Genomic DNA, 21,243 nt, shown 5'->3' with positions numbered 1-21,243 from the left:
CGCGTGCGACACCTCTACTCCTGCCCGCTGCGCTGGTCGGACATGGACGCCTTCGGCCATGTCAACAACGTGGTGTTCATCCGCTACCTCGAAGAGGCACGGATCGACTTCATGTGGCGGCTGGCGCCGGGCGAGGGCAGCGCGTCCTTCTCGGGCGGGTCCGTGGTGGCCCGCCACGAGATCGACTACGTACGGCCGCTGGTGCACCGGCACGCGCCGGTGACCGTCGAGTCGTGGGTGACGAAGATAGGCGCCGCGTCGATGACGATCGCGTACGAGATCAAGGACGAGGACACGGTGTACGTCCGCGCCTCGACCGTCGTCGTCCCGTACGACTTCGCCCAGCAGCGGCCCCGCCGTATCACCGCGGAGGAGAAGTCGTTCCTCCGGGAGTACCTGGACGACGGCGCCGGGAACGACGCGAAGCAGCAGGAGGGGGCCGTCGCCGCATGACGGCGCTGCGCCTGGCCGATGCCGGGGAGGCGGCGGACCTCGCCGCCTTCCTGGCCCGGCTGATCCACTACGACCGCGCCGCCGCGGTACGGCTGCAGGCCGGGGACGGCGTGCTCGCGGTGTTCGGCCGCCCGCCGTCCTTCGAGGTGCTGGCGATCCGTACGGCCCGGCTGGCACCGGCCGCGCCCGAGGACCTGACCGGAGCCGCCTCCGGTACCGCCTCCGGTGCCGTCCCCGGTAGTGGTCGCGATCTCACCGTTTCCGCAGGTGATCTGCTCGAAGGCATCGACGAGCCGACGGGCAGCCTGACGCTGCCCGCCCCCGTCACCGGCCCGCCGTGGGCCGGGGTCCTGCCGCCGCGCGGCGGCTGGCAGCAGGTGCCGGGGCTGCCGTCGCCGCAGGCGCTCGGCCGGACCGTGGCATTGGCCGTCGCCGAATTCCGCGCCCGGGACGAGGCACTGCCGCCGGAACGCCGTACGCGCGCCGAGCGCGACCGCATCGGCCGCGAGATCTGGTCCCGCACGCTGGGCGACACCCACCTGCCGCTGCGCGCCGCACACGCCGCGCAGTCCCTGGGCTTCCTGCGTCCCGTACGGGCCGAAGCACAGGCGGGCGGCGGGCACGGGCCCGCAGGCACCGGGCACGCGGCGGGCACCGGGCGCACGGGCACCGGACACGCCGCCGGGGCCGCGCTGGCCGAACCGCCGACGCTGACCCTGCTGGCCGCGGGCGGCTGGCTGCGGCTGCGGACGCCGTACGGATCAGTTGCGGTCCGTACGGGCGGGATGGCGGCGCTGCCGGTCATGCCTGCCTGAGGAAGGCGGGAAGGCGGGAAGGCGGGAAGGCGGGGTCCGCCTCGGACATGCGTCAGGGCCGGGTACGGAGGGGACCTCCGTACCCGGCCCTGACGGCTTCGGAGCCCCTGGCGTACGGGCGTCCGCGTCGGCCGGTGAACGCTCAGTCAGCCGCGTTGATCATCGAAGCCGCTGCATACGTCAGGTAGTTCCACAGCTGCGTCTCGTGCTCGGGGGACAGCTCCAGGGAGTCCACAGCGTCCCGCATGTGCTTGAGCCAGGCGTCGTGGGCGGCGCGGTCGACCTTGAAGGGCACGTGCCGCATGCGCAGGCGCGGGTGGCCGCGGTTGTCGCTGTACGTGCGGGGCCCGCCCCAGTACTGCATGAGGAAGAGCGCGAGCCGCTCCTCGGCCGGTCCCAGGTCCTCTTCCGGGTACATCGGCCGCAGCAGCGGGTCCTCGGCCACCCCCTGGTAGAAACGGTGCACCAGGCGGCGGAAGGTCGGCTCGCCGCCGACCTGCTCGTAAAAAGTCTGTTCCTGAAGCGTGCCGCGCGGAATCTTGTTCACCCGTCCATGGTGTCAGACGACTCGGCGGTGCCGGGCGGCTCGGCCGAGGACCTGCGACGTAGGACAGTGGGGACATGAGCGCTACAGAGTCCGGTCCACGGCCGGGCCGCGAGCCGACGGCCGCGGCGCGTGCCGAGCTGGTCCGGCAGATCAGGGCGGGCGGCCACCTCACGGACCCGCGGTGGCGCGCCGCCTTCGAGGAGGTGCCGCGGCACCTGTTCGTACCGTACTTCTTCCTGGCCACGGCCCGCGGCTACCAGCGGCTGTCCGGCTCCGACCACGACCCCGAGCGGCGGGCGCGCTGGCTGGAGGGCGTCTATACGGACACGGCGCTGGCGACGTACATGCGGGACGGCGAGCTGGTGTCCTCCAGCAGCCAGCCGTCGCTGATGGCCATGATGCTGGAGGATCTGCGGGTCGGGGAGCGGGAAGGCGCCGGCGGCGGTTGCCGCGTACTGGAGGTCGGTACGGGGACCGGCTACAACGCGGCCCTGATGGCGCACCGGCTGGGCGCGGGCCGGGTGACCACCGTCGACCTGGACGAGGAGATCACCGGCCCGGCGCGGGACCGGCTGGCCGCGGCGGGGTACCGGCCCGCCGTGGTGACCGGCGACGGCGCCCTCGGCTGCCCGGAGCGGGCACCGTACGACCGGATCATCGCCACCTGCGCGCTGCCGTCCGTTCCCACCGCGTGGATCGAACAGTGCACGGTCGGCGCGCTCATCCTGGCCCCGCTCGCCACCGGGCTGATCGCGCTCCGGGTGACGGAGCCCACAACCGTACGGGCGGAGGGCCGCTTCCTGGACACGCCCGCGTACTTCGTGCCGCTGCGTGCGCCTGTGCGTACGTCTGTCCGTGGGCCTGTCCGCGTGCATGCCCGTACGCAGGCCGGTGCGGGTCCCGTCCCCGTCGGCAGAAGGCGCCCGGCACGGCGCGACGGCCTGCCGCGCGAGGTGCTGCGGGACGAGCGGTTCCACTTCCTGTGGTCGCTGGCCGCCGGCAGCCTCACCCCCGACGAGATCGTCAGTCTGTGGCGGCGCGAAGGCCATCCGCAGCGTGAGCGCTTCGGTGTCACGGTCGACGGGACCGAACAGCGTGCCTGGCTCGACTCGCCGGGCGGGCCCTGTCGGTGGCTGCTGGGGTGAGCGCGTATGTGGCCTGCGGCCCGCGCCCCCGGCGGACAGCGGAGAGCGCCGGCCGCGGCATGGTTGCCGGGCCGGCGCTCTACGGTTCTGCTTCTATGCGCGGCGGACGGTGAGGGTGGTCCAGGCGCCTACGTGGATGCGGTCGCCCTCGTGGAGCGGGGTGGGGGCGTAGGGCTGGATGGGGTCCTCGGCGAGGTTGACGGTGGTGCCGTTGGTGGAGTTCTGGTCGACCACCGCCCAGCTGCCGTCCGGCTGCTGGACCAGGAGCGCGTGCTGGTGCGAGACGCCCGGGTCCTCCGGGGGACGGCCCAGGTCGATGTCCGGGGACTCGCCCGTGCTGTGCCGGCGGCGGCCGATGGTGATCTGGCCGCCGGCGAGCGGAACCTGCTGCTCCGGCGAGTACGCGGGCAGGTTGAGGCCCGCCGCCTCCGGACCGCTGCGGCCCATCATGGCCATGAAGTACTCGCGGTCCGGCGCGATCGCCACGACCCAGCCGTCACCGACGACGGGCGGCGGCCCGGGCGGCGCGGCGGGGCCCGGAGCAGGGGCGTTCCACTGCTGCTCGGGCGGCTGCTGCTGCGGGCCCGGCTGCTGCGGCGGCTGGCCGAACGGGCCGGGCTGCTGCTGTGGTTCGAACGGGGCCTGCGGCGGAGCCTGTTGTGCAGCCTGCTGGGGCTCGAAGGGAGCCTGCGGCGGCTGTTGTTGGGGCTCGAACGGGGCCTGCGGCTGCTGCTGGGGAGGCTGCTGTGGCTCGTACGGGCCCGGCTGCTGCTGCGGGGGCGGCGAACCCTGCTGCGGAGGCGGGAAGCCGTAGCCGCCCTGAGCGCTCTGAGCGCTCTGACCGGCTTGCCCGCCCTGGCTGTGCTCCGGGCCGTCCTGCGGACCCGGCTGAGCGGGCGGCGGAGGCGGACCCTGCGAGCTGGGCGGCGGCAGCGGCCAGTCGTCGTCTGCCGACCGGGGCGGGAGCTTCGGGCCGGGCTGTCCTGTGGGCGCGCCGGGCTGCTGGCCCGGCGGCTGCTGGCCAGGAGGCGGGGTGGGGTGGCCAGGCTGACCGGCCGGTCCCTGCTGGCCTCCCTGAGGGGGCATGCCGAACTGGCCGGACTGCTCGGGGGCGAGCGGTTCGGCGGGACGGTTGATCTGCGAGGGACGCGAGCCCTGGTACTCGTACTGCTGCGGCGGGGTCGGCGGCCCTTGCTGCGGGGGCGGGAAGCCGTAGCCGCCCTGCCCGCCCTGGGGGCCGGGGCCACCCTGTGGGCCGGGAGGCGGCGGGGCGAACGAGGTCGCCGAGTGCGTCAGGAAGTTGTAGCGGCACTCCTCGCAGAACGGAGCCATTGCTTCACGCGGCGTACGGCACTGCGGGCACAGCTCCGGCTGGCCCGGCTGGCCTTGCGGACCCGGCTGGCCTTGCGGACCCGGCTGGCCTTGCGGACCGGACTGGCCTTGCGGACCGGGCTGGCCCTGAGGGCCGGGCTGGCCCTGAGGGGCCGGGAATGCGGGCGGGCCCGGCTGGGCGGGGCCGGGACCCTGGGGGGAGGGCGGCGGGGTGCTCGGGCCGGAGGCCGGGGGAGGGAAGCCGTAACCGCCCTGTCCGCCCTGGCTGCCGTGTCCGCCCTGCGGACCGGGCGCGGGTGCCGGGCCAGGACCGCCCTGGCCCATCGGGCCCTGCGCTGCCGGGCCCTGGCCTACAGGCCCACCCTGCGGTGCGGGCGGCGGCGGGCCCTGGGACGCCGGGCCCTGAGGGGCCGGGGGTGCCGCGTTCTGAGGTCCCGGTCCCGGTGCCGGGGGCTGGCCAGGGCCGGGGAAGCCCTGCCCACCCTGAGAAGCTCCGGGGAAATCCTGCCCACCCTGCGAGCCCCCGGGAAAACCCTGCCCGCCTGGAGAACCGCCGGGGAAGCCCTGCCCGCCCTGGGAGTCACCGGGGCCTCCGGGGCCTCCGGGGCCGCCTTGGGCGCCTGGGCCCGGACCGCCCTGCGCCCCCGGCCCGCCCTGCGGAGCGGGCGGCGGTGTCGGCTGGCCGGCCGGCGGCGTGTTGAGGAATCCCGCGGGCAGGGAGGGCGGCGGGGGAACAGCGCCCGCCATCCGGTGGCCGCACACCTCGCACCAGTCTTCGGCCACCGACTGGTGGCCGTTCGGGCAGGTCGGCATGTCGGATCTTCCCCCTCAGTACCGATTGTGTTCGGTAGTACGTCTAGTTTGTTACTTCTTGACGCGAACTGTCTTGGTCGAGCGCGTTTCGAGCGTCATCTCGTCCGCCTCTGTGACCTTCGCCTTCAGTCGCACAGTACCGGTCGCCGCATCGACGACGTCCACCACCTTCGCAAGCAGTTTCGCAGTGTCCTCGTTCCCGGACGCGCTCGCCAGTTGTACGGCTCGCCCCAGCTTGGCCGTGGCGCCGTCCGCATCGCCCGACTTGCGGGCATCCAACCCTTGCTGGATGACCTGTGCCAGTTCGGCTTGCCCCGTGTAATGGGCGACCTGGGGGTTGATAGTGGTCGAAGCGGCCATATCGTCCGTCCAGACCGCCCGCACGAGCCCCTGCGCGAGCGTCTGCGGCGCGGAACCGCCGGGTTCGGGGAGGACGAGGGAGACCCGCGCGGCCAGCATCTCCTGGCCCACCTCGGCGGCCGGAACCCGTACGCACAGGTGGTAGTCGCGGGACTCGTCGCCCCAGGAACCTGTCGGATAGTCGCCGGTCCGCGGGCCGGATTCGGTACGGCGGCCGGTCAAGTCCGCCACGGTCGGTGCCACTTGCTTGACGAAGGCGACCTCCGCGCCCTGCGGTGTCCACAGCCGCAGGGTGACGTCGGCCACCTCCTTGCCCATCGCCGCCTCCATCATCCGCGTGAAGTCGGCGGCCAGGCCGGACGGGTCGGCGACGATGTCGGCCGTCCCGAGCAGCGCGGCGGCGATGCCGGTGACCTCCTTGACCTCCCAGTCCGTACCGACGCCACGGGCGTCGCACGTGAAACGCCCGGCGCAGGCGTCGAGAGTGGCGCGCAGGTCCTGGGGCGACTCGTGCTCGTTGCGGCCGTCGGTGAGCAGGATGCCGTGCCGGATGCCGACGTCCGCGTCGGTCAGCAGCCGGTCGGCCAGCCGTAACCAGGTGCCGATGGCGGTGCCGCCTCCGGCGCTCAGTTTGCGCAGCGCCTCCTTGGCCTGCTCGCGGGTGGTCGGGTCCGCGGTCGCGAGCCGGCCGCCGCCCGGGTAGACCTCGGCGGCCTGGTGGGTGCCGGCCACCACGGCGAAGGCGACACCGTCCCGTACGGTGTCGATCGCGGCGGCGGTCGCGTCGCGCGCGTTGCGCATCTTGGTGGGCGGGTAGTCCATCGAACCGGAGCAGTCCACCATGATCACGACGCCCGCGTGCCGGACGGCCCCGACGCTGTCCCGGCCGCGTGCGGCACCGAGGCCGCCCGCGTCCGTAGCGGCGGCGAAGAGGGGCAGTCCGCCGCTGGTGCCGCCGCCGGTGGCGGTGACGGTGACGATGGCGTTCACCTCGCGCCCACCTTCGGGCAGATACGCGTTCTGGTACACCTCTGCGGAGAACCGCGGCACGCTGGACTTGGCGAAATTGGCCATCTGTTCCGCTCCTTAGGTCCGTCGCACGGCTCCGGTGCGGAGGCCGCGCGGCGGTGACGAGACCCATGGTCGGGCGGAAGTCCCCGTGACCGTCCCCCCGTTGGCGCCGTACTCGTGGTGGTGCGCTGCGGTGCGGTTCACCGGACGCCGGGGCACCGGTTCACCAGCCCGCCGGTTCACCAGCCCGCCGGTTCACCGGGTCGGCATGAACCGATCCGATTCGGTCGTGTTCCGGTGCGATTGCGGTCGCTGTTGCGGATCATCTGGTCGCGGCCGGAAGCTCCCCGTCTTCCGGCCGCCGGTGCCGCCGCGCGGGCGGCGGCACGTCCCGGCAGGCGCTCAGGCCGATCCTGCCCGTCCCGGTGGCGCCGGGAACGGCACCACCGCCACTGTTACGTTGTCGTGGCCCCCGCCCGCGAGCGCATGGGCGACCAGGGTCCGCGCACTGTGCAGCGGCCGGTCGTGCGCGTCGGCCGGCAGCACCGCGGCGAGCTGCTCCGCGGCCTCGGCGTAGTTCCACAGCCCGTCCGTGCACACCACCACTACACCCGGTCCGTCGGGTTTGAAGGAAGCGGTGTGCGGCTCAAGTTCGTACGCGTCCGCGCCCAGCCAGCCCGTGATCGCGTGCGCGCGGTCGTCCGCGTACGCCTCGGCCTCCGACATCAGGTTGTTGGCGACCATCTGCGCCGCCCACGAGTCGTCCTCGGTGAGGCGGACGGGGGCGGCGCTGCGGTCGTCGGGGACCCAGTACGCGCGGCTGTCGCCGACCCAGCCGATCACGAGCAGCCCGCCGCCGACCACCGCGCCGACGAACGTGCAGGCAGGCGCGTTCTGCTGGCGGTACGGGTCGTGCTGCCGGGGCGCCGCGGCCAGGGCGTTGACGGCCTTGGCGGCGGCGATGATCGCGTCGTGCATGGCCCGCTGCGGGTGCGTGCCGGCGGGCAGGGCGGCCAGCAGCGACCGGGCCGCGGTCCCGGACGCGGCGGCGGACGCGTCGTCGGGCCGGGACGCGGAGGAGACGCCGTCACAGACGACCGTGAGCACCGCGGGCGTACCGTCCGGCAGGGCACTCTCGGCGATCGCGAAGAAGTCCTCGTTGCGGTGGTGGCGGTGGCCCCGGTCGCTGACCGCGGCCACGCCCGGCAGTTCCCGCTCCATGTGGTCGCGTTCGCGGGGCTGCGCGTGGCCGCAGTTCTCGCAGTAGCCGTCCTGGGCGACCGTCCCCGCGTGGCACACCGAGCAGATACGGGTGCCTTGCGCGGGAGTCTGGTGTTCGGGGGAGGAGGCCGATGCGGGCGGCTGTGCAGTTTGTGGTGGCTGGGCGGGCTGCTGCGGTGGCTGGGCGGGCTGCGCCGACTGCACGGGCTGCGCGGGCTGTTCAGGTTGTACTGGTTGAGCGGGCTGAGCAGGTGGCGTCGGCTGTACGGGCGGCTCTCCCGGTCCGCCCGGCGTCCGGTCGTCCGAAGGGCCGGGTGAAGACTCGGCGCCGAGGCCGTAGCCGACGATCCGCGGGTCCGGCGCGCCACCGTGTGGGCCCGGCGCGGGGCCGGGCGACGGCGGAACGCTCGCCTCCGCGTGCGGCGCCCGCGACTGCGCGTCCGCCTGCGGCCCGCCGGGCGCATATCCGGGCGGAGGTGGCGGTACGGGGGCGTGGGAGCCGGGCGCCGCGCCGTGCGGGTGGGCGGTGGCGCCGGGTGGGTACGGGGCGTCGCCGCCATGCCCGGCTTGGGCGTCGTACGCCGTGGGGGGATGCGTACCGTACGCGGCGGCCCGGGCACCGTATGCGGGTGTCTGCGTACCGTATGCGGCAGTGTGCGCGTACGGCGGGGCAGGACGCGGCGCGGGCGCGGCCACCGGCACGGGTGCCGGAGCCGGACCGGGTACCGGAACCGACTCAGGAGCCTGGCCCGCCCCCGGCATCAAGAACCCCGCAGGCAGTGCAACCGACCCTGCAGGCGCCCCCGCCCCGGCCGCCGGATGCCCCGCGGTGTCACCCAGCGGAACCGTAGGGCGGTCACCGGTACTGTCCGGTCCGGCGGGGGCCACGACGTCGGCGCCGCAGAACCCGCAGTAGTTGTCCCCCGGTTCGAGCGGCTCGTCGCAGCTCGCACACCGGAACGGCCCTGTCACACCCATGTCACACCCACGTCCTGGGGCGGAAGCGGTTGGCCCGTTCCACCAGCTCGATCCTTTCCTCGCCACGCTGCGCCAGCCGCGCGAGCAGTCTGAACGACCGCTCCAGGCCGAAGCGCAGGCCGCGTTCGTCCAGTGCACTGCCGAGCAGACCGGGCCGGGCGGCAGTGCCGCCGGAACCAGGGGCCCGGGTCCCGGACGGCAATGTACGCCCCCGCTGCTCGGCACCGCGGCTACCGGAGAGTACCCAGTCGAGCGCGCAGCCCAGCACCTCGGTCGTCAGTTGTTCGCGGCGCTCCGCGTCCAGCCCGGACTCCGCCAGCCGCTCGACCTCTCCGGCCGCCGCACGCAGGTCCTCCAGGAGCGGGTCCAGCGCGGAGCGCTGCCGCAGCCGGGCCCGGATCGCGGCGATGCGCGCGGCAGTGTAGTGAATGGAGGATTCCGGTACGGATTCGAGCGCGGCCACCGCGCCGGCCCGGTCGCCGTCCGCGAGCCGCACCCGCGCCAGCCCGAACGCCGCGCTCACGTAACTGTGGTCGGCGGCCCACACCAGCCGGTAGTACTCCGCCGCGTTGTCGAGCTGGCCCAGCACCTCGGCGCAGATGCCGAGCGCCAGCTTCGGAGCGGACTCGCCGGGGAACGCGTCGTACATCGCGTCGAACGACAGCGCCGCCGTCTCGCGGTCGTCGTTCGTCAGCGCCACCAGACCGCGGTACCAGACCACCCGCCAGTCCGCCGCCCAGTCCCGGTCGGGCTCCGCCTCTATGAGGTGCAGTTCGCGCAGGGCCGCCGCCCCGTCGCCCATCTCCAGCTGGGCGCGCAGCTTGCGCAGCCGGGTCTCTATGGTGTCGGCGGGGGCCGCGCGCAGCGCGCTGATCAGCTCCGCGGGGGCGGCGGCCAGCAGTCCGGCCAGGAAGCCCGCGTTCGGGTCGGCGGGATCGACGCGCGGTACGGGCAGGGCGAGGACGGCGAGTCCGGTGTCGAGCGGGCGCAGCGCGGGAGCACCGCGTGTCCCGCCGGCCTCCGTCCGCGGGCCGGTCGCCGACGTGACCTCGTACGCGACCTGGGCGGGAACGACGGGCTGGGTGCCCGGCCCGGCCGGGGCCGCGACCTGGCCGACGACGGTGCCCAGAGCGCTGCCCGTGCCTGAAGCGCTGCCGGTTCCCGTACCGCTGCCGGTTCCCGGACCGCCGACGGTGCCCGGGGCGCCGGAGGACTTCTTGCCGCTGCCGATCTCGCCCGGCGCGCCGACTCCGGTGGCCGGGCCGATGACCGCGGTCGCGGAGCGCCGACCCCGGCGAAGCGGCCACGCCGTACGCCCATCGGACCCGGCCCGGCGCCGCCCGGCCGCCACCACGCGCGCCCCCAGCAGGGACGTGTCCCCCTCTGCCCGCGCCATCACATCCGTGTCCACGACGCGCAGCTCCGGGCCGAACAGTGTGGACAGCGAGGGCCGCTGCTCGCCCGTCTGGAGCGCCACGACCTCCCGCAGCACGCCCGTCAGCTGTTCCGCCATCTCCTCCGCCGAGGAGAAGCGCCGCGCGGGGTCGGGGTCGGTGGCCCGTACCAGGAGGCGGTAGAAGGACTCGTACGTACGGAAGACCTCGATGTTGTCCGGGTCGGGCAGCGAGTCCGCGAACACGTTCGTGTAGCCCTGGAAGTCGAAGGTGAGCACGGCGAGGGTGCGCGCGACCGTGTAGAGGTCGGAGGCGACGGACGGGCCCGACTCGGCCACCTCGGGCGCCTGGTAGCCGATCGTGCCGTAGATCGCGCTCTCGTGGTCGTCCATCCGGCGCACCGCGCCCATGTCGATCAGCTTGAGCTGGTCGTGCTGCTGGATGGCGTTGTCGACCTTGAAATCGCAGTACAGGAGGTTGCGGCTGTGCAGGTGGCCGAGCGCCTCCAGGGCCTCGATGCCGTACGCGCACGCCTGCCCGACCGGCAGCGGGTCGCGGCGCCCGTGCGGCGTGCGCCGTTCGTTGGCGATGTCCTTGAGGGACTTGCCGCCGACGTACTCCATGACGATGTAGCCGTCCAGGCTGCCGGTCGTACGGTCCAGGTGCTCGACGAAGTTGTAGATGCGGACGATGTTGGAGTGCTCGATCTCGGCGAGGAAGCGGCGCTCGGACGCGGCCGCCGCCAGCGCCTCCTCGTCGCCGGTGTCCAGCAGGCCCTTGAGCACCACCCAGCGGTCGGAGACCGCGCGGTCGATGGCCAGGTAGATCCAGCCCAGGCCGCCGTGCGCCAGACAGCCGACGACCTCGTAGCTGCCGTGCACCACGTCACCGGGGCGCAGTTTGGGCACGAAGCTGTACGGGTGGCCGCACTTGGTGCAGAAACCTTCCGTACGGCCCGGACGGTCGCCGCGCGCCCGGCCCACCGGGGCGCCGCAGTCGCTACGGCTGCAGAACCGCTTGCGCTCCGGGACCTCCGGGTTCTCCAGGACGGCCGTACGCGGATCGGGGCGCGGCACCTCCGGCACCGTCACCAGTCCGGCGCCCAGCCGCCCGCGCGCCGGCCCGGAGCTGCTGCCGCGGCCGGCGCTGCGTACGGACACGGACATCGAGCGCGTCGAGGTGCCTGACAGGGAGCGGGAGAGGCGGCCCGAGACGGAGCGCCGAGAGGTTGCGGAGCGGGCGGAGGTCGCTGAGGTCCGGCTCTCACCCGAACCGGAGCTGGAGCCGGAGCCGGGACCACCGGAAGTGTGCCCGGAGCCCGCGGAACCCCCAGAGCCCGCAGAACCCCCCGATCCCCCAGAGCCCCCGGAACCGGCCACCCCGGCTCCGCCCGAACCCGAACCCGAACCGGAAGCCCAACTTCCGCCCTTACCCCCGCCCCCACCCTTCCGCCCCGCCGTGACCCCCGTAGGCGGTGACCCCACCATCCCGTCCGGTGACACGACCGGAGCCAGCCCGCAGGTGTCGCAGTACAGTTCGCCGGCGCCCACGTCCTCGTACGTGCCGGGGCAGTCGCGCCGCTGGCACGGGGCGCCGCCGGTGTGCTCCTCGGTCATGCTTCCCCCTGTGGTCCGTCCGCCGGCCCGGGGTCCGGTCCCGGCGGCAGCAGCGCCTCGGCCACCGCCTGCTGGTAGCGCAGCACCGCGTGCTCGGCCGCCCGCAGGTCGCACGGCGCGCTCCACAGCATCCGCCGCGCGACGTCGTACCGCTCGGTCAGCAGCGGGTCCTCGGCCAGGCCGTGCCGCGCGGCTTTCGCCTTGTAGGCGTCCAGACGCCCGCGCAGCTCGGCCCGTACGGCCAGCGGCGCGGTGACCGCCGTCAGCGACTCGCGGGCGCGGTGCAGTTCGTCCTCGGCGCGCTGTTCCAGGCTGTCGAGCAGGGGCGAGAGACGGTGCCACTGGGCGTGCCGGCGGTACTCGGCGGCGGTGGTCAGCTGCTCGTGCAGCGCGGTGGGCGGGCCGCTGACGGCGGGCACCTCGGACGCGGCGATCTTCGCGAGCACTTCACCGCGCGCCTGCCGCGCCTCGGTGAGCGTACGGTCCGCCCGGGACAGCACGTCGCGCAGCTGCATCAGCCGCCGCTCGGCGTCCTGCCGTACGTCCAGTACGGCTTCGATCTCCCGCCGGGCGTCCTCCAGGGCGCGCGCCGCACGGTCGTAGCGGACGGTGTCCGGGCGGCCGCCGCCGGGCGCCGCGCTGCGGTCGGCGTCCGGGGCCCAGAAGGCCAGCGGGTCGGACACCACCTGGGCGCGCAACTGCGTCAGTTCGTACGTGATCCGCTCAAGGTCGTCGCCGGCCGGGTGCTCCCCGGGGCGTACGCCGACCGACCGCGCCAGGGAGAGCGTGCGCCGCAGTTCGGCGGCGAGCAGGTCTATCCGGGCGGGCAGGGCGGACCACACGGCGTCGGCGGAGACGATGACGTCCAGCGCCGCCGCGTACAGCGTGTTCATCCGCCCGACCAGTTCCTCCAAGGTGAACTGTTCGCTCAGCCGGGCGGGGCCGCCGAGCTGCGCGGCGCCCGCGGTGGCCGCGCCGGAGACCGTGACGCGGGCGCCGCGGAGCAGTTCGGTCAGTTCGGCCAGGTCGTCGGGGGACGGCCAGCGGCGGCGGTCGCGGAGCTCGCGGGCGGTGGTGAGGGCTGCCGTGTACGCGTCGAAGTGCGCCCACAGGACGGTGATGGACTGCTCGGTGGCGGCCCAGCGGTCCTTGGTGACGCCGGTGAGTTCGGCGCCTTCCAGGAGGCGGCGGCCCGCGTGGTCCTGAAGGGCGAGCAGCGAGGTCTCGATCGCCTCGTACTCGTCACCGAGCCGGCTCAGGGCGCGGTCCACCTCCTCCCGGTCCATCACCGGGGTTTGGGGCTTCCCCGGCGAGCCGGGGAAGGATCCGGGGACCCCCATCGATCACCTCTCCAAGTGCGTGTGGTGCGCGGCGGTCGACACGTCCGTCGCGGCTGGTCGTACGGCGGTACGGCTGCGGTCACGGGGTCGGCGGTCCCGCGGCGCTGCCGCCTCGGCCGGCGGCACTGCGGCACAGCCGGCCTGCGCCGGTGGTCCTGCGGCAGGTGCCGCCTCCGCCGGTGGTTCTGCGGCACTGCAGCCTCCCCCCCCGGCGTCGCCTGTCCTCTGTCCCGTGTTTCCGTCCCGTGCTTCCGCCCTGTGTTTCCGTCCCGTGTTTCCGTCCTCCCCCCTTCTCCGCGCCCGCGGGTTCCTTCCATGGTGACGCCACCGGCGGGCGAACGCCGTTCCACGGCAGGGCGACCGGCCCTGCGATCTGCCGACGGCACCGCCACGCGCCGCCCGTACGCGGCACACCGGCCGTCCCGCCACGCGCCGCCCGTACGCGGCGCTCGCCCGGCCCCCGCACGGATCAGTCGCTGTACTGGGGTTCGGGCGCCTTGGATATGCCAGGGAGGTCCGCCTGAAGCCACTTCCTGTAGGCGGCCATCCACCGGCTTTCGCCGCCGCCCTGGCGGTAGTCCTCCAGCACCTGGTTGACCCGCCGCACCAGGTCGGTGTCGTCGCGGTTGACCGCGACGCCGTACGGCTCGTCGGTGAACGGCTTCCCCTTCAGCTGCACCGTCGGGTCCTGCGCGGCCTGCGCGGCGGCCAGCGCGTTGTCCGTCACCACCGCGTCGGCCTCGCCGAGCTGGAGCCGCACCAGGCAGTCGAGCTGGTTCGGCACGGTCACGACCCGGGCGCCGTGCCGCTCCTCGGTCAGCCGGGTCTCGCCCGTGGAACCGGCCGCCGTACAGACCCGCTTGTCCTTCAGCGAGTCGTCGAAGCCCGTGATCCGCGAGTTCGTGGGCGCCAGCACCTGCTGGCCGCCCTGGAAGTACGCGGTCGAGAAGGCGACCTGCCGCTTGCGGGCGCAGTTGATCGTCATCGTCCGTACGACCAGGTCGACGGTGCGTTTCTGGAGGGCGGGGATGCGCTGGCTGGTGGGAATCGCCCGGAACGAGATCTTCGGGTCGGGCCCGAGGATGTCCTCGGCGATCGCCCGCGCCAGGGCGATGTCGAAGCCCTCCAGGTCACCGGTGGCCGGGTTGCGGTAGCCCCAGCGGTAGGTGTTCTGGTCGACGCCGACGATCAGCCGCCCCCGCTCCTTGATCTTGTCCACCGTCGGGCCGTCCGCCGGGGAGGGCCGCAGGCTCGCGGCGGCGTTGGCGGGCGTGCAGTCCGCCGCCGCGGCGTCGGCGCGGGCGCTGTGCGTCCCGTACGGCGCGGGGCGGGGCGCCGGGCCGCCGCCCAGGACGGGGACGAGGACCGCGGCTGTCGCCGCCATCACGCACACCCCGGCCGCCACCGGGGCCAGCGCGGCCCGCAGGTTCCGCAAACCCCTCGCGCGCGTCGTCATGTCGCCATCACCAGGCCGCCCCATCACCGGTACTCCGAAAGCCTGCGCCCGATGCCCAGCACCGCGCCCGTCGCGCCCAGGAGGGCCAGCACCACGGCGCCCGTCACCAGCCCGGTCAGCGCCCCGCGCCCGTCGTCGGCCGCCCGTCGGAGCTGCTGCTGCTCGTGGTCCAGCGCCCTGGCCAGCTGGGTGTCCACCCGGTCGAAGGACTGTCCGGTCGCCGTGTCGCCGCCGATCACCATGGCCAGCGCCCGGTCGTAGTCGCCCTGGTCGTCGGCGGCTCGGGCCTCGGCATGCCGCGCCTGCCACTGCCGTACGGTCTCGACCGCCTCCTGTACGGGGCGCCGGCCCGCGTCGTCGTCGGCGAGCGCCAGGGCCGAGCCGAGCTTGCCGTCCGCCGCCGCGGCGTCGCCGCGGCCCGCGCCCGCCAGGTCCTTCATGCCGGTGCGGTAGCCGACCTCGTAGAAGTCCTGCTGGTCCTTGGTCACCACGGCGCCGCGCGCGATCAGGGTCAGGTTCTCGTCGCCGCGGGCCTGGAGGGCGTCGATGCGCGCCTCGTTGAGGACGTTCAGCGAGCGGGCGCCGTCCTCGTACGACGTGTTCAGCCCCGCGCGGGCCACGGAATGGCCGACCGCAAGCCACAACAGGACGACGGCGGACGCGGTCGTGGCCGCCAGCAGGCCGTAGTTGAACAACCGGTTCGTGCGGCGGTAGTTGCGCCGCTGGGCCCAGACGAGGGCGCCGAGCGCCACCACACCGGCGGAGAGCGCGAGCCAGGGCCACGCCTTCGCGGAGTCGTAGTCCTCGCCGAGGCGCGCCGTCTCTGCCACGTACAACTCACGAGCTGCGGGGAGGAGTTCGCCGCGCATCTGCGCGTTGGCGTAGCGCAGGTAGGCGCCGCCGAGGGGAAGGCCCTGGCGGTTGTTGGTGCGGGCCGTCTCGATCAGGCCCGTGTACCGGGGGAGGAGGCTGTTGAGCTTGGCGATCTGGCGGGCCGCGGTGTCCGAACCGCTGGTGTTGGACGACGCCTTGGCCAGCAGCCGGGCGGCCATGGCGATGTCGGCCTCGTACCGGTCGCGGGTGGCCTGGGTCTCCTTGCCGCCCGCGAGGAAGCCGCCGGCGGCGGTGGTGTCGGCGTCGGCGAGGGAGCGGTAGATGTTCGCGGCGTCCGCGCTCAGCGGCTGGCTGTGCTCCACCACGTCGCGCGCGGCGGTGGCCCGGTCGGTGACCTGCCAGGCCGTCGCGGCGCCGAACGCCACGACCAGGAAGGCCAGTACGGCCCCGATGATGCGCAGCCGTCCGGGCTCGGTCGTGGCGGCGGCACGCAACTGGTCCACGCCGTCGGCCCATGCGGTACGCCGTCGGCCGACGCCCGTACCCGTACCAGTACCCGAAGCGAGGCTGGAACCGGCCGCGGACCCGGACCCGGCGAACGTGCCCGAACCGGCGGAGGAGAGGCCGGGGGAGGGGGCGCGGCCGGACGGCGGCGCAGCACCGGTCTGCGGGTTGGACACGGAACCTCCCCCTGGTCGCGGACGGCGGCCCCGGACCCGTGCGACGGGCGCACGGGAACAGTTGCACGGCCAGCAGTCAGTATGGCCGCAGGGACTGACAACCACACCGTTATTGCCTGGATCATGTGCGGATCGGGCCCCGCCGAACCCTCCCGCCCGGCGGTCATCCGTGTTCCCCCGCCCTCCATCACGCGCGGCCCGCCGGACACGGTTCCCGAAAGGACACGCGTGTACGGAATTCGCCGTATTCGACGGGGAATCCGGCTCCCGGCCGCGAGGCACGCTCCCGGCCGCGAGGCGCGGGCGGAACCCGCCCCCCGACGGGTCCCACCCGGCCTGTCTTCGGGAGAGGCGCGGTCGCGTTGCGGGGACGAACGCGTTGCGGGGACGAACGCGTCGCGGGGACGAACGCGTCGCGGGGACGAACGCGTCGCGGGGACGAACGCGCTGGACGACACCCCGCCGGCGAAACGATCCAGCCTGACAACTCCCCCCGAGCGGGGGAACGAACCGGGCGGGCGGAAAGATCCCGGCGGGCGGGAAGTTTCTGGTGGGGGAAGGTGGCGGTGGGGGGAGGTCTCGGTGGGAGGACGGTCTCGGTGGGAGGACGGTCCCGGTGGGAGGACGGTCCCGGCGGGAGGGGGCCGGCGGGGGGAAGCCCGGCGAAAGCAAGGTTCCGGTGAAAGCAAAGCCCCGGCGAAAGCAAAGCCCCGGCGGGAGGAAGGTCCCGGCCGACGGCTGGATTCCGGCGGGCGGCGGGATCCCGGCAGGCATCGGAATTCCGACTCGCCCACCCCTGCCGAGCTTCCGCCGGGGTGTCCCCTCGGATCCGCCCCCAGCCCCACTCCCCATAGCCCCTCACCTAACCCCACCTAACCCCCACCGAACTCCCCACGCACCCGCTCATACGCCTCCGCCCCCGCTCCGGCCCGGTCCAGGGCGTGCAGGGCCGCGCCCAGTACGGGCGGCTCCGTGACCACGCGCGGTTCGGCCTTCGGGGCGCGCTCCGCCAGCAGGCGGGTCAGTTCGTCGTGCAGGAGCGGGTGCCGGGCGGCCAGTACGCCGCCGCCCAGGACCAGCGGCGTCGGCTCGTCCAGCAGGTCCAGCCGCTTCAGCGCCACCGACGCCAGCAGTGCGACCTCTTCCGCCTGCCGGTGCACCAGGGCCCGCGCCACCGCGTCGCCGGACGCGGCCACCGCGAACAGCAGCGGCGTCAGCCCGTACCGGCGCTCCCGCGGGATGTGTCCCAGGTGGAGCGCCTCGATCAGCTCCGGCATGGTGGCCAGCCCGAAGTGGGCCGGGACTTCGCGCGCCAGCGCGCTCGGTTCGCCGCGCCCGTCGTCGGCCCGCGCCGCCCACCACAGCGCCTCCTCGGCCAGGTGCCCGCCGCCGCCCCAGTCGCCGGAGAGCCGCCCGACGGACGGGAACCGGGCGGTACGGCCGTCGTGTCCCAGGCCCGCGCAGTTGATCCCGGCGCCGCACACCACTGCCACGCCGACCGGTTCGCCGGTGTCCGGCAGTCCGGCGCGCAGCAGTGCGAAGGTGTCGTTGGCGACGGTGACCGTACGGGCCCAGCCGTACGAGGTGATCGCCGCGGCCAGTTCGGCTTCCTCGGCGGGCAGGTCGGCGTTGGCCAGGTAGGCGGACACCTGGTCCACCGGCCCGGTGACGCCGGCCCGTTCCCGTACCGCGTCCACCAGCGCCGCCAGGTCGCCGACGGCCCGGGCGACGCCGACCACCGGCGGCTGGAAACCCCCGCCGCGGACCGTCGCCAGCACCGTCCCGTCCGCACCGACCAGCGCGACGTCGGTCTTGCTGTTGCCCGCGTCGACGGCTAGAGCCAGCCCGCCGGAACGCGAACCGGCCCCGGCCGGCCCGGCGGACCCTGCCGACCGGCGCACCACCCCGTCACCCCCGTAAGACACCGTCCCGTCACCCCCGTAAGGCACCGCCCCGCCCCCCTCGCCTTCACTCAGAGCCACGCGAGATGCTCCCGGTTGTGCGCGATCAGCTCGTCGGTCAGCCGGTCCGCGTACGCGATCTGGCCGATGAGCGGGTGGGCGAGCAGTGCCTCGAAGATCCGGTCCCGGCCGCCCTTCAGGGCTGCCTCCAGCGCGAGGTGCTCGTACGCGGTGACGTTGGCGATCAGCCCGGAGTACAGCGGTTCCAGCGGCCGTACGGGCAGCGGCTTCGCCCCGCCCGCCCCCACCGTCGCCGGCACCTCGATCACCGCGTCGTCGGGCAGGAACGGCAGGGTTCCGTTGTTGACCGTGTTCACAATCTGTACGTCGCCGGTGTCGCCCAGCAGTGCGGAGGTCAGCGCCACCGCCGCCTCCGAGTAGAACGCGCCGCCACGCTTGGCCAGCAGCTCGGGCTTCTCGTCCAGCGACGGGTCGCCGTACATCTCCAGCAGCTGCTTCTCGATGGCCGCCACCTCCGCCGCCCGCGACGGCTTGCTGCGCAGCTCCTCCACGACTTCGTCGTGCTGGTAGTAGTAGCGCAGGTAGTACGACGGTACGACGCCGAGCCGGTCCACGAGCGAGCGCGGCATGTGCAGGTCCTCGGCGATGGCCGCGCCGTGCTCGGCGATCAGCCGGGGCAGTACGTCCTCGCCGTCCACCCGTACGGCGCGCTCCCACGTCAGATGGTTCAGCCCGACGTGCTCCAGCTCCACCCGATCCGGCGCGATGCCCAGCAGCCGCGCGAACTTGCGCTGGAAGCCGATGGCTACGTTGCACAGGCCGACGGCCTTGTGGCCGTGCGACAGCAGCGCGCGGGTGACGATGCCGACCGGGTTGGTGAAGTCCACGATCCACGCGTCGGGATTGCGGCGGCGGATGCGCTCCGCGATGTCCAGGACGACCGGGACGGTGCGCAGCGCCTTGGCGAGCCCGCCCGCGCCGGTCGTCTCCTGCCCGACGCAGCCGCATTCCAGGGGCCAGGTCTCGTCCTGGTTGCGGGCCGCCTGCCCGCCGACGCGCAGCTGGAGCAGCACCGCGTCCGCGCCGTCCACGCCGGCGTCCACGTCGGAGGTCCAGGAGATGCGGCCCGGGTGGCCCTGCCGGGCGAAGATCCGCCGGGCCAGGCCGCCGACCAGCTCCAGCCGGTCGGCCGCCGGGTCGATCAGGACCAGTTCCGCCAGCGGCAGGGCGTCCCGCAGCCGGGCGAAGCCGTCGATGAGTTCGGGGGTGTAGGTCGAGCCTCCGCCGACCACGGCGATCTTGAGGCGGGGGTGCGGGGGCGTTCCCCCGGTGGACGGGGAGGTTCCCCTGGTGGAGGGGGAGGACCCCCCGGCGGAGGGGGAGGTTCCCCCGGTGGACGACAGCATGAGATCGATCAGCCCTTCACTCCGGTGAGCGTGACGCCTTCGACGAATGCCTTCTGGGCGAAGAAGAAGACGATGATGACGGGGGCCATGACGAGCAGCGTCGCTGCCATGGTCAGGTTCCAGTTGACGCTGTGCGCGCTCTTGAACGATTCGAGGCCGTAACTCAGCGTCCAGGCGGCGGGGTTCTGGGCGGCGTAGATCTGCGGCCCGAAATAGTCGTTCCAGCAGTAGAAGAACTGGAACAGCGCCACCGCGGCGATGCCCGGCTTCGCCATCGGGACGATGATGCGCAGCAGCGTACGGACCTCGCCGCAGCCGTCCACCTTCGCCGACTCGATGTATTCCTGCGGAATGGTCAGCAGGAACTGCCGCAGCAGGAAGATGGAGTACGCGTCACCGAACGCCATCGGGATGATGAGCGGCCACAGCGATCCGGACAGGTGGAGCTGCTGCGCCCACACCAGGTACATGGGAATCACGATGACCTGCGGCGGCAGCATCATCGTCGAGATCACCAGCAGCATCGCGGTACGCCGGCCCCGGAAACGGAATTTGGCGAGCGCGTACGCCACCGGTATCGCCGAGCAGACGGTGAACAGCGTGCCCAGGCCCGCGTACATCAGCGAATTCCGCCACCAGTCCAGGAAACCGGGGGTGGAGAACACCGTCGCGTAGTTGGACCAGTTCCATTCGTGCGGCCACAGTTCGCCGCTCATCGCCTGGTCGTCGCTCATGACGGAGGTCAGGAAGACGAACACGAACGGCAGGACGAAGAACAGCGCGGCGGCGACGGCGACGGAGTGCACCGCTATCCAGTGCAGCAGCCGCTTGCGGCGGGCGCGGGACGCGGCGGGGCCCCGGTCGGTGCTGCCGGTGCGGGCGGGGGCGCTGCCCGCTCTCAGAGTCGTCGTGGTCATGTCGGTTCAGTCCTCCGCCGGGAGCAGGCCGGCGCGCTTGCGCATCAGCAGGGTGGTGACGGCCATGGCGATCACGAAGAGCACGAGCGAGAGCACGCACGCCGCGCCGGTGTTGAAGTTCTGGAAGCCGAGCGAGTAGACGAGCTGCGGCACGGTGAGCGTGGAGTGGTCCGGGTAGCCGGGCTGGATGACCGTGCCGGGCCCGATGGTGACGCCGGAGGCCAGCTTCCCGGCGACCAGCGCCTGCGTGTAGTACTGCATGGTCTGTACGACCCCGGTGACCACCGCGAACAGCACGATCGGCGTGATCGACGGCCACGTCACGTACCGGAATCTCGCCCAGGCCCCCGCCCCGTCCAGCTCGGCGGCCTCGTACTGCTCCTTCGGTACGTCCAGCAGCGCCGCCATGAAGATCACCATCAGGTCGCCGATGCCCCAGAGGGAGAGCATGACCAGCGACGGTTTGGCCCATGCCGCGTCGTTGAACCAGCCGGGCGCCGGGATGCCGACCGCCTCCAGGATCTCGTTGACCGGCCCGGTGCCGGGGTTGAGCAGGAAGACGAAGGCGACCGTCGCGGCGACCGGCGGCGCGAGATACGGCAGGTAGAAGGCGGTACGGAAGAAGCCGACACCCGACTTGATCTTCGTGACGAGCAGGCCGATGCCCAGCCCGAAGACCACGCGCAGCGCGACCATCACCACGACGAGCCACAGCGTGTTCCACAGCGCGGGCCCGAACAGCGGCATCTGCGTGAAGACGTATTTCCAGTTCCGCAGGCCGACGAAGGACGGCTGCTGGATCTGGTTGTAATGCATGAACGAGAAATAGACGGTGGCGAGCAGCGGATAGCCGAAGAAGACGCTGAAGCCGACCAGCCAGGGGGAAAGGAAACCGAGGGTGCGCAGCCGCTGCATGCGGTGTCTGCGGCGCAGCGCGGGAGCTTTCGGGCGCGGCGCGGTGGCCGCCGGGCGTTCGGGGGATTCGACGAGGGACATGGCAGGA

The 21,243-nt window shown here is 73.5% G+C and carries 15 protein-coding genes; 3 read left to right on the top strand and 12 right to left on the bottom strand.

Annotation, left to right across the window (positions count from 1 at the left end):
* Positions 1-3: 3 nt before the first annotated feature.
* Both IH45_RS0116405 and IH45_RS0116400 read left to right on the top strand, forming a co-directional pair.
* A complete protein-coding gene (locus tag IH45_RS0116405; protein WP_030667886.1) occupies positions 4-453 on the top strand; it encodes an acyl-CoA thioesterase in 450 nt (149 codons plus the stop codon).
* Positions 450-1,268, top strand: a complete 819-nt coding sequence (locus IH45_RS0116400) for a hypothetical protein (protein WP_030667885.1) — start codon at positions 450-452, stop codon at positions 1,266-1,268. Before IH45_RS0116405 ends, IH45_RS0116400 begins: the two co-directional genes overlap by 4 nt.
* A 142-nt stretch (positions 1,269-1,410) precedes the next feature.
* On the opposite strand, the gene IH45_RS0116395 is transcribed toward IH45_RS0116400, so the two are convergent.
* Positions 1,411-1,815, bottom strand: a complete 405-nt coding sequence (locus tag IH45_RS0116395) for a globin (RefSeq protein WP_003987371.1) — start codon at positions 1,813-1,815, stop codon at positions 1,411-1,413.
* 74 nt (positions 1,816-1,889) lie between these two features.
* Here IH45_RS0116395 and IH45_RS0116390 point away from each other — a divergent pair, with 74 nt between their 5' ends.
* Entirely contained in the window at positions 1,890-2,960 is a 1,071-nt protein-coding gene (locus tag IH45_RS0116390) for a methyltransferase domain-containing protein (protein ID WP_030667882.1), read from the top strand.
* 93 nt (positions 2,961-3,053) lie between these two features.
* Here the strand turns inward: IH45_RS0116390 and IH45_RS1000000150620 are convergent, their stop codons facing one another.
* The 11 genes from IH45_RS1000000150620 to IH45_RS0116330 form a co-directional block, all read right to left on the bottom strand.
* A complete protein-coding gene (locus tag IH45_RS1000000150620) occupies positions 3,054-4,616 on the bottom strand; it encodes an FHA domain-containing protein (protein ID WP_463607452.1) in 1,563 nt (520 codons plus the stop codon).
* A 540-nt stretch (positions 4,617-5,156) separates the two neighbouring features.
* Positions 5,157-6,539: a vWA domain-containing protein gene (locus tag IH45_RS0116375; protein WP_030667868.1), complete on the bottom strand. Its 1,383-nt coding sequence runs from the start codon at positions 6,537-6,539 to the stop codon at positions 5,157-5,159.
* Between the two features lie 339 nt (positions 6,540-6,878).
* Positions 6,879-7,901, bottom strand: a complete 1,023-nt coding sequence (locus IH45_RS1000000151180; protein ID WP_463607451.1) for a PP2C family protein-serine/threonine phosphatase — start codon at positions 7,899-7,901, stop codon at positions 6,879-6,881.
* Between the two features lie 775 nt (positions 7,902-8,676).
* Entirely contained in the window at positions 8,677-11,685 is a 3,009-nt protein-coding gene (locus IH45_RS0116365) for a tetratricopeptide repeat protein (RefSeq protein ID WP_030667862.1), read from the bottom strand.
* Positions 11,682-13,025 carry a hypothetical protein gene (locus IH45_RS0116360; RefSeq protein WP_078897602.1) on the bottom strand — a complete coding sequence of 448 codons (1,344 nt, stop codon included), beginning with the start codon at positions 13,023-13,025 and terminating at the stop codon, positions 11,682-11,684. The genes IH45_RS0116365 and IH45_RS0116360 overlap by 4 nt, the downstream gene beginning before the upstream one ends.
* 469 nt (positions 13,026-13,494) lie before the next feature.
* Positions 13,495-14,481 carry a glutamate ABC transporter substrate-binding protein gene (locus tag IH45_RS0116355; RefSeq protein WP_030667857.1) on the bottom strand — a complete coding sequence of 329 codons (987 nt, stop codon included), beginning with the start codon at positions 14,479-14,481 and terminating at the stop codon, positions 13,495-13,497.
* A gap of 23 nt (positions 14,482-14,504) precedes the next feature.
* Positions 14,505-15,995: a hypothetical protein gene (locus IH45_RS0116350; protein WP_030667852.1), complete on the bottom strand. Its 1,491-nt coding sequence runs from the start codon at positions 15,993-15,995 to the stop codon at positions 14,505-14,507.
* Between the two features lie 872 nt (positions 15,996-16,867).
* Positions 16,868-17,839, bottom strand: a complete 972-nt coding sequence (locus tag IH45_RS0116345) for an N-acetylglucosamine kinase (protein ID WP_032917591.1) — start codon at positions 17,837-17,839, stop codon at positions 16,868-16,870.
* 128 nt (positions 17,840-17,967) lie between these two features.
* Entirely contained in the window at positions 17,968-19,323 is a 1,356-nt protein-coding gene (locus tag IH45_RS0116340) for a 6-phospho-beta-glucosidase (RefSeq protein WP_234440562.1), read from the bottom strand.
* Positions 19,324-19,331: 8 nt separating this feature from the next.
* A complete protein-coding gene (locus IH45_RS0116335) occupies positions 19,332-20,240 on the bottom strand; it encodes a carbohydrate ABC transporter permease (protein WP_030667844.1) in 909 nt (302 codons plus the stop codon).
* A gap of 6 nt (positions 20,241-20,246) precedes the next feature.
* Complete coding sequence (locus IH45_RS0116330) at positions 20,247-21,236, bottom strand: carbohydrate ABC transporter permease (RefSeq protein WP_030667828.1); 990 nt, start codon at positions 21,234-21,236, stop codon at positions 20,247-20,249.
* Between the last annotated feature and the right edge of the window lie 7 nt (positions 21,237-21,243).

This window comes from Streptomyces rimosus subsp. rimosus, from assembly GCF_000720725.1.
Lineage (GTDB): Bacteria > Actinomycetota > Actinomycetes > Streptomycetales > Streptomycetaceae > Streptomyces > Streptomyces rimosus_A.
Note: the sequence above shows the minus strand (reverse complement) of the source record. Positions and strands in the feature narration are given on the sequence as shown.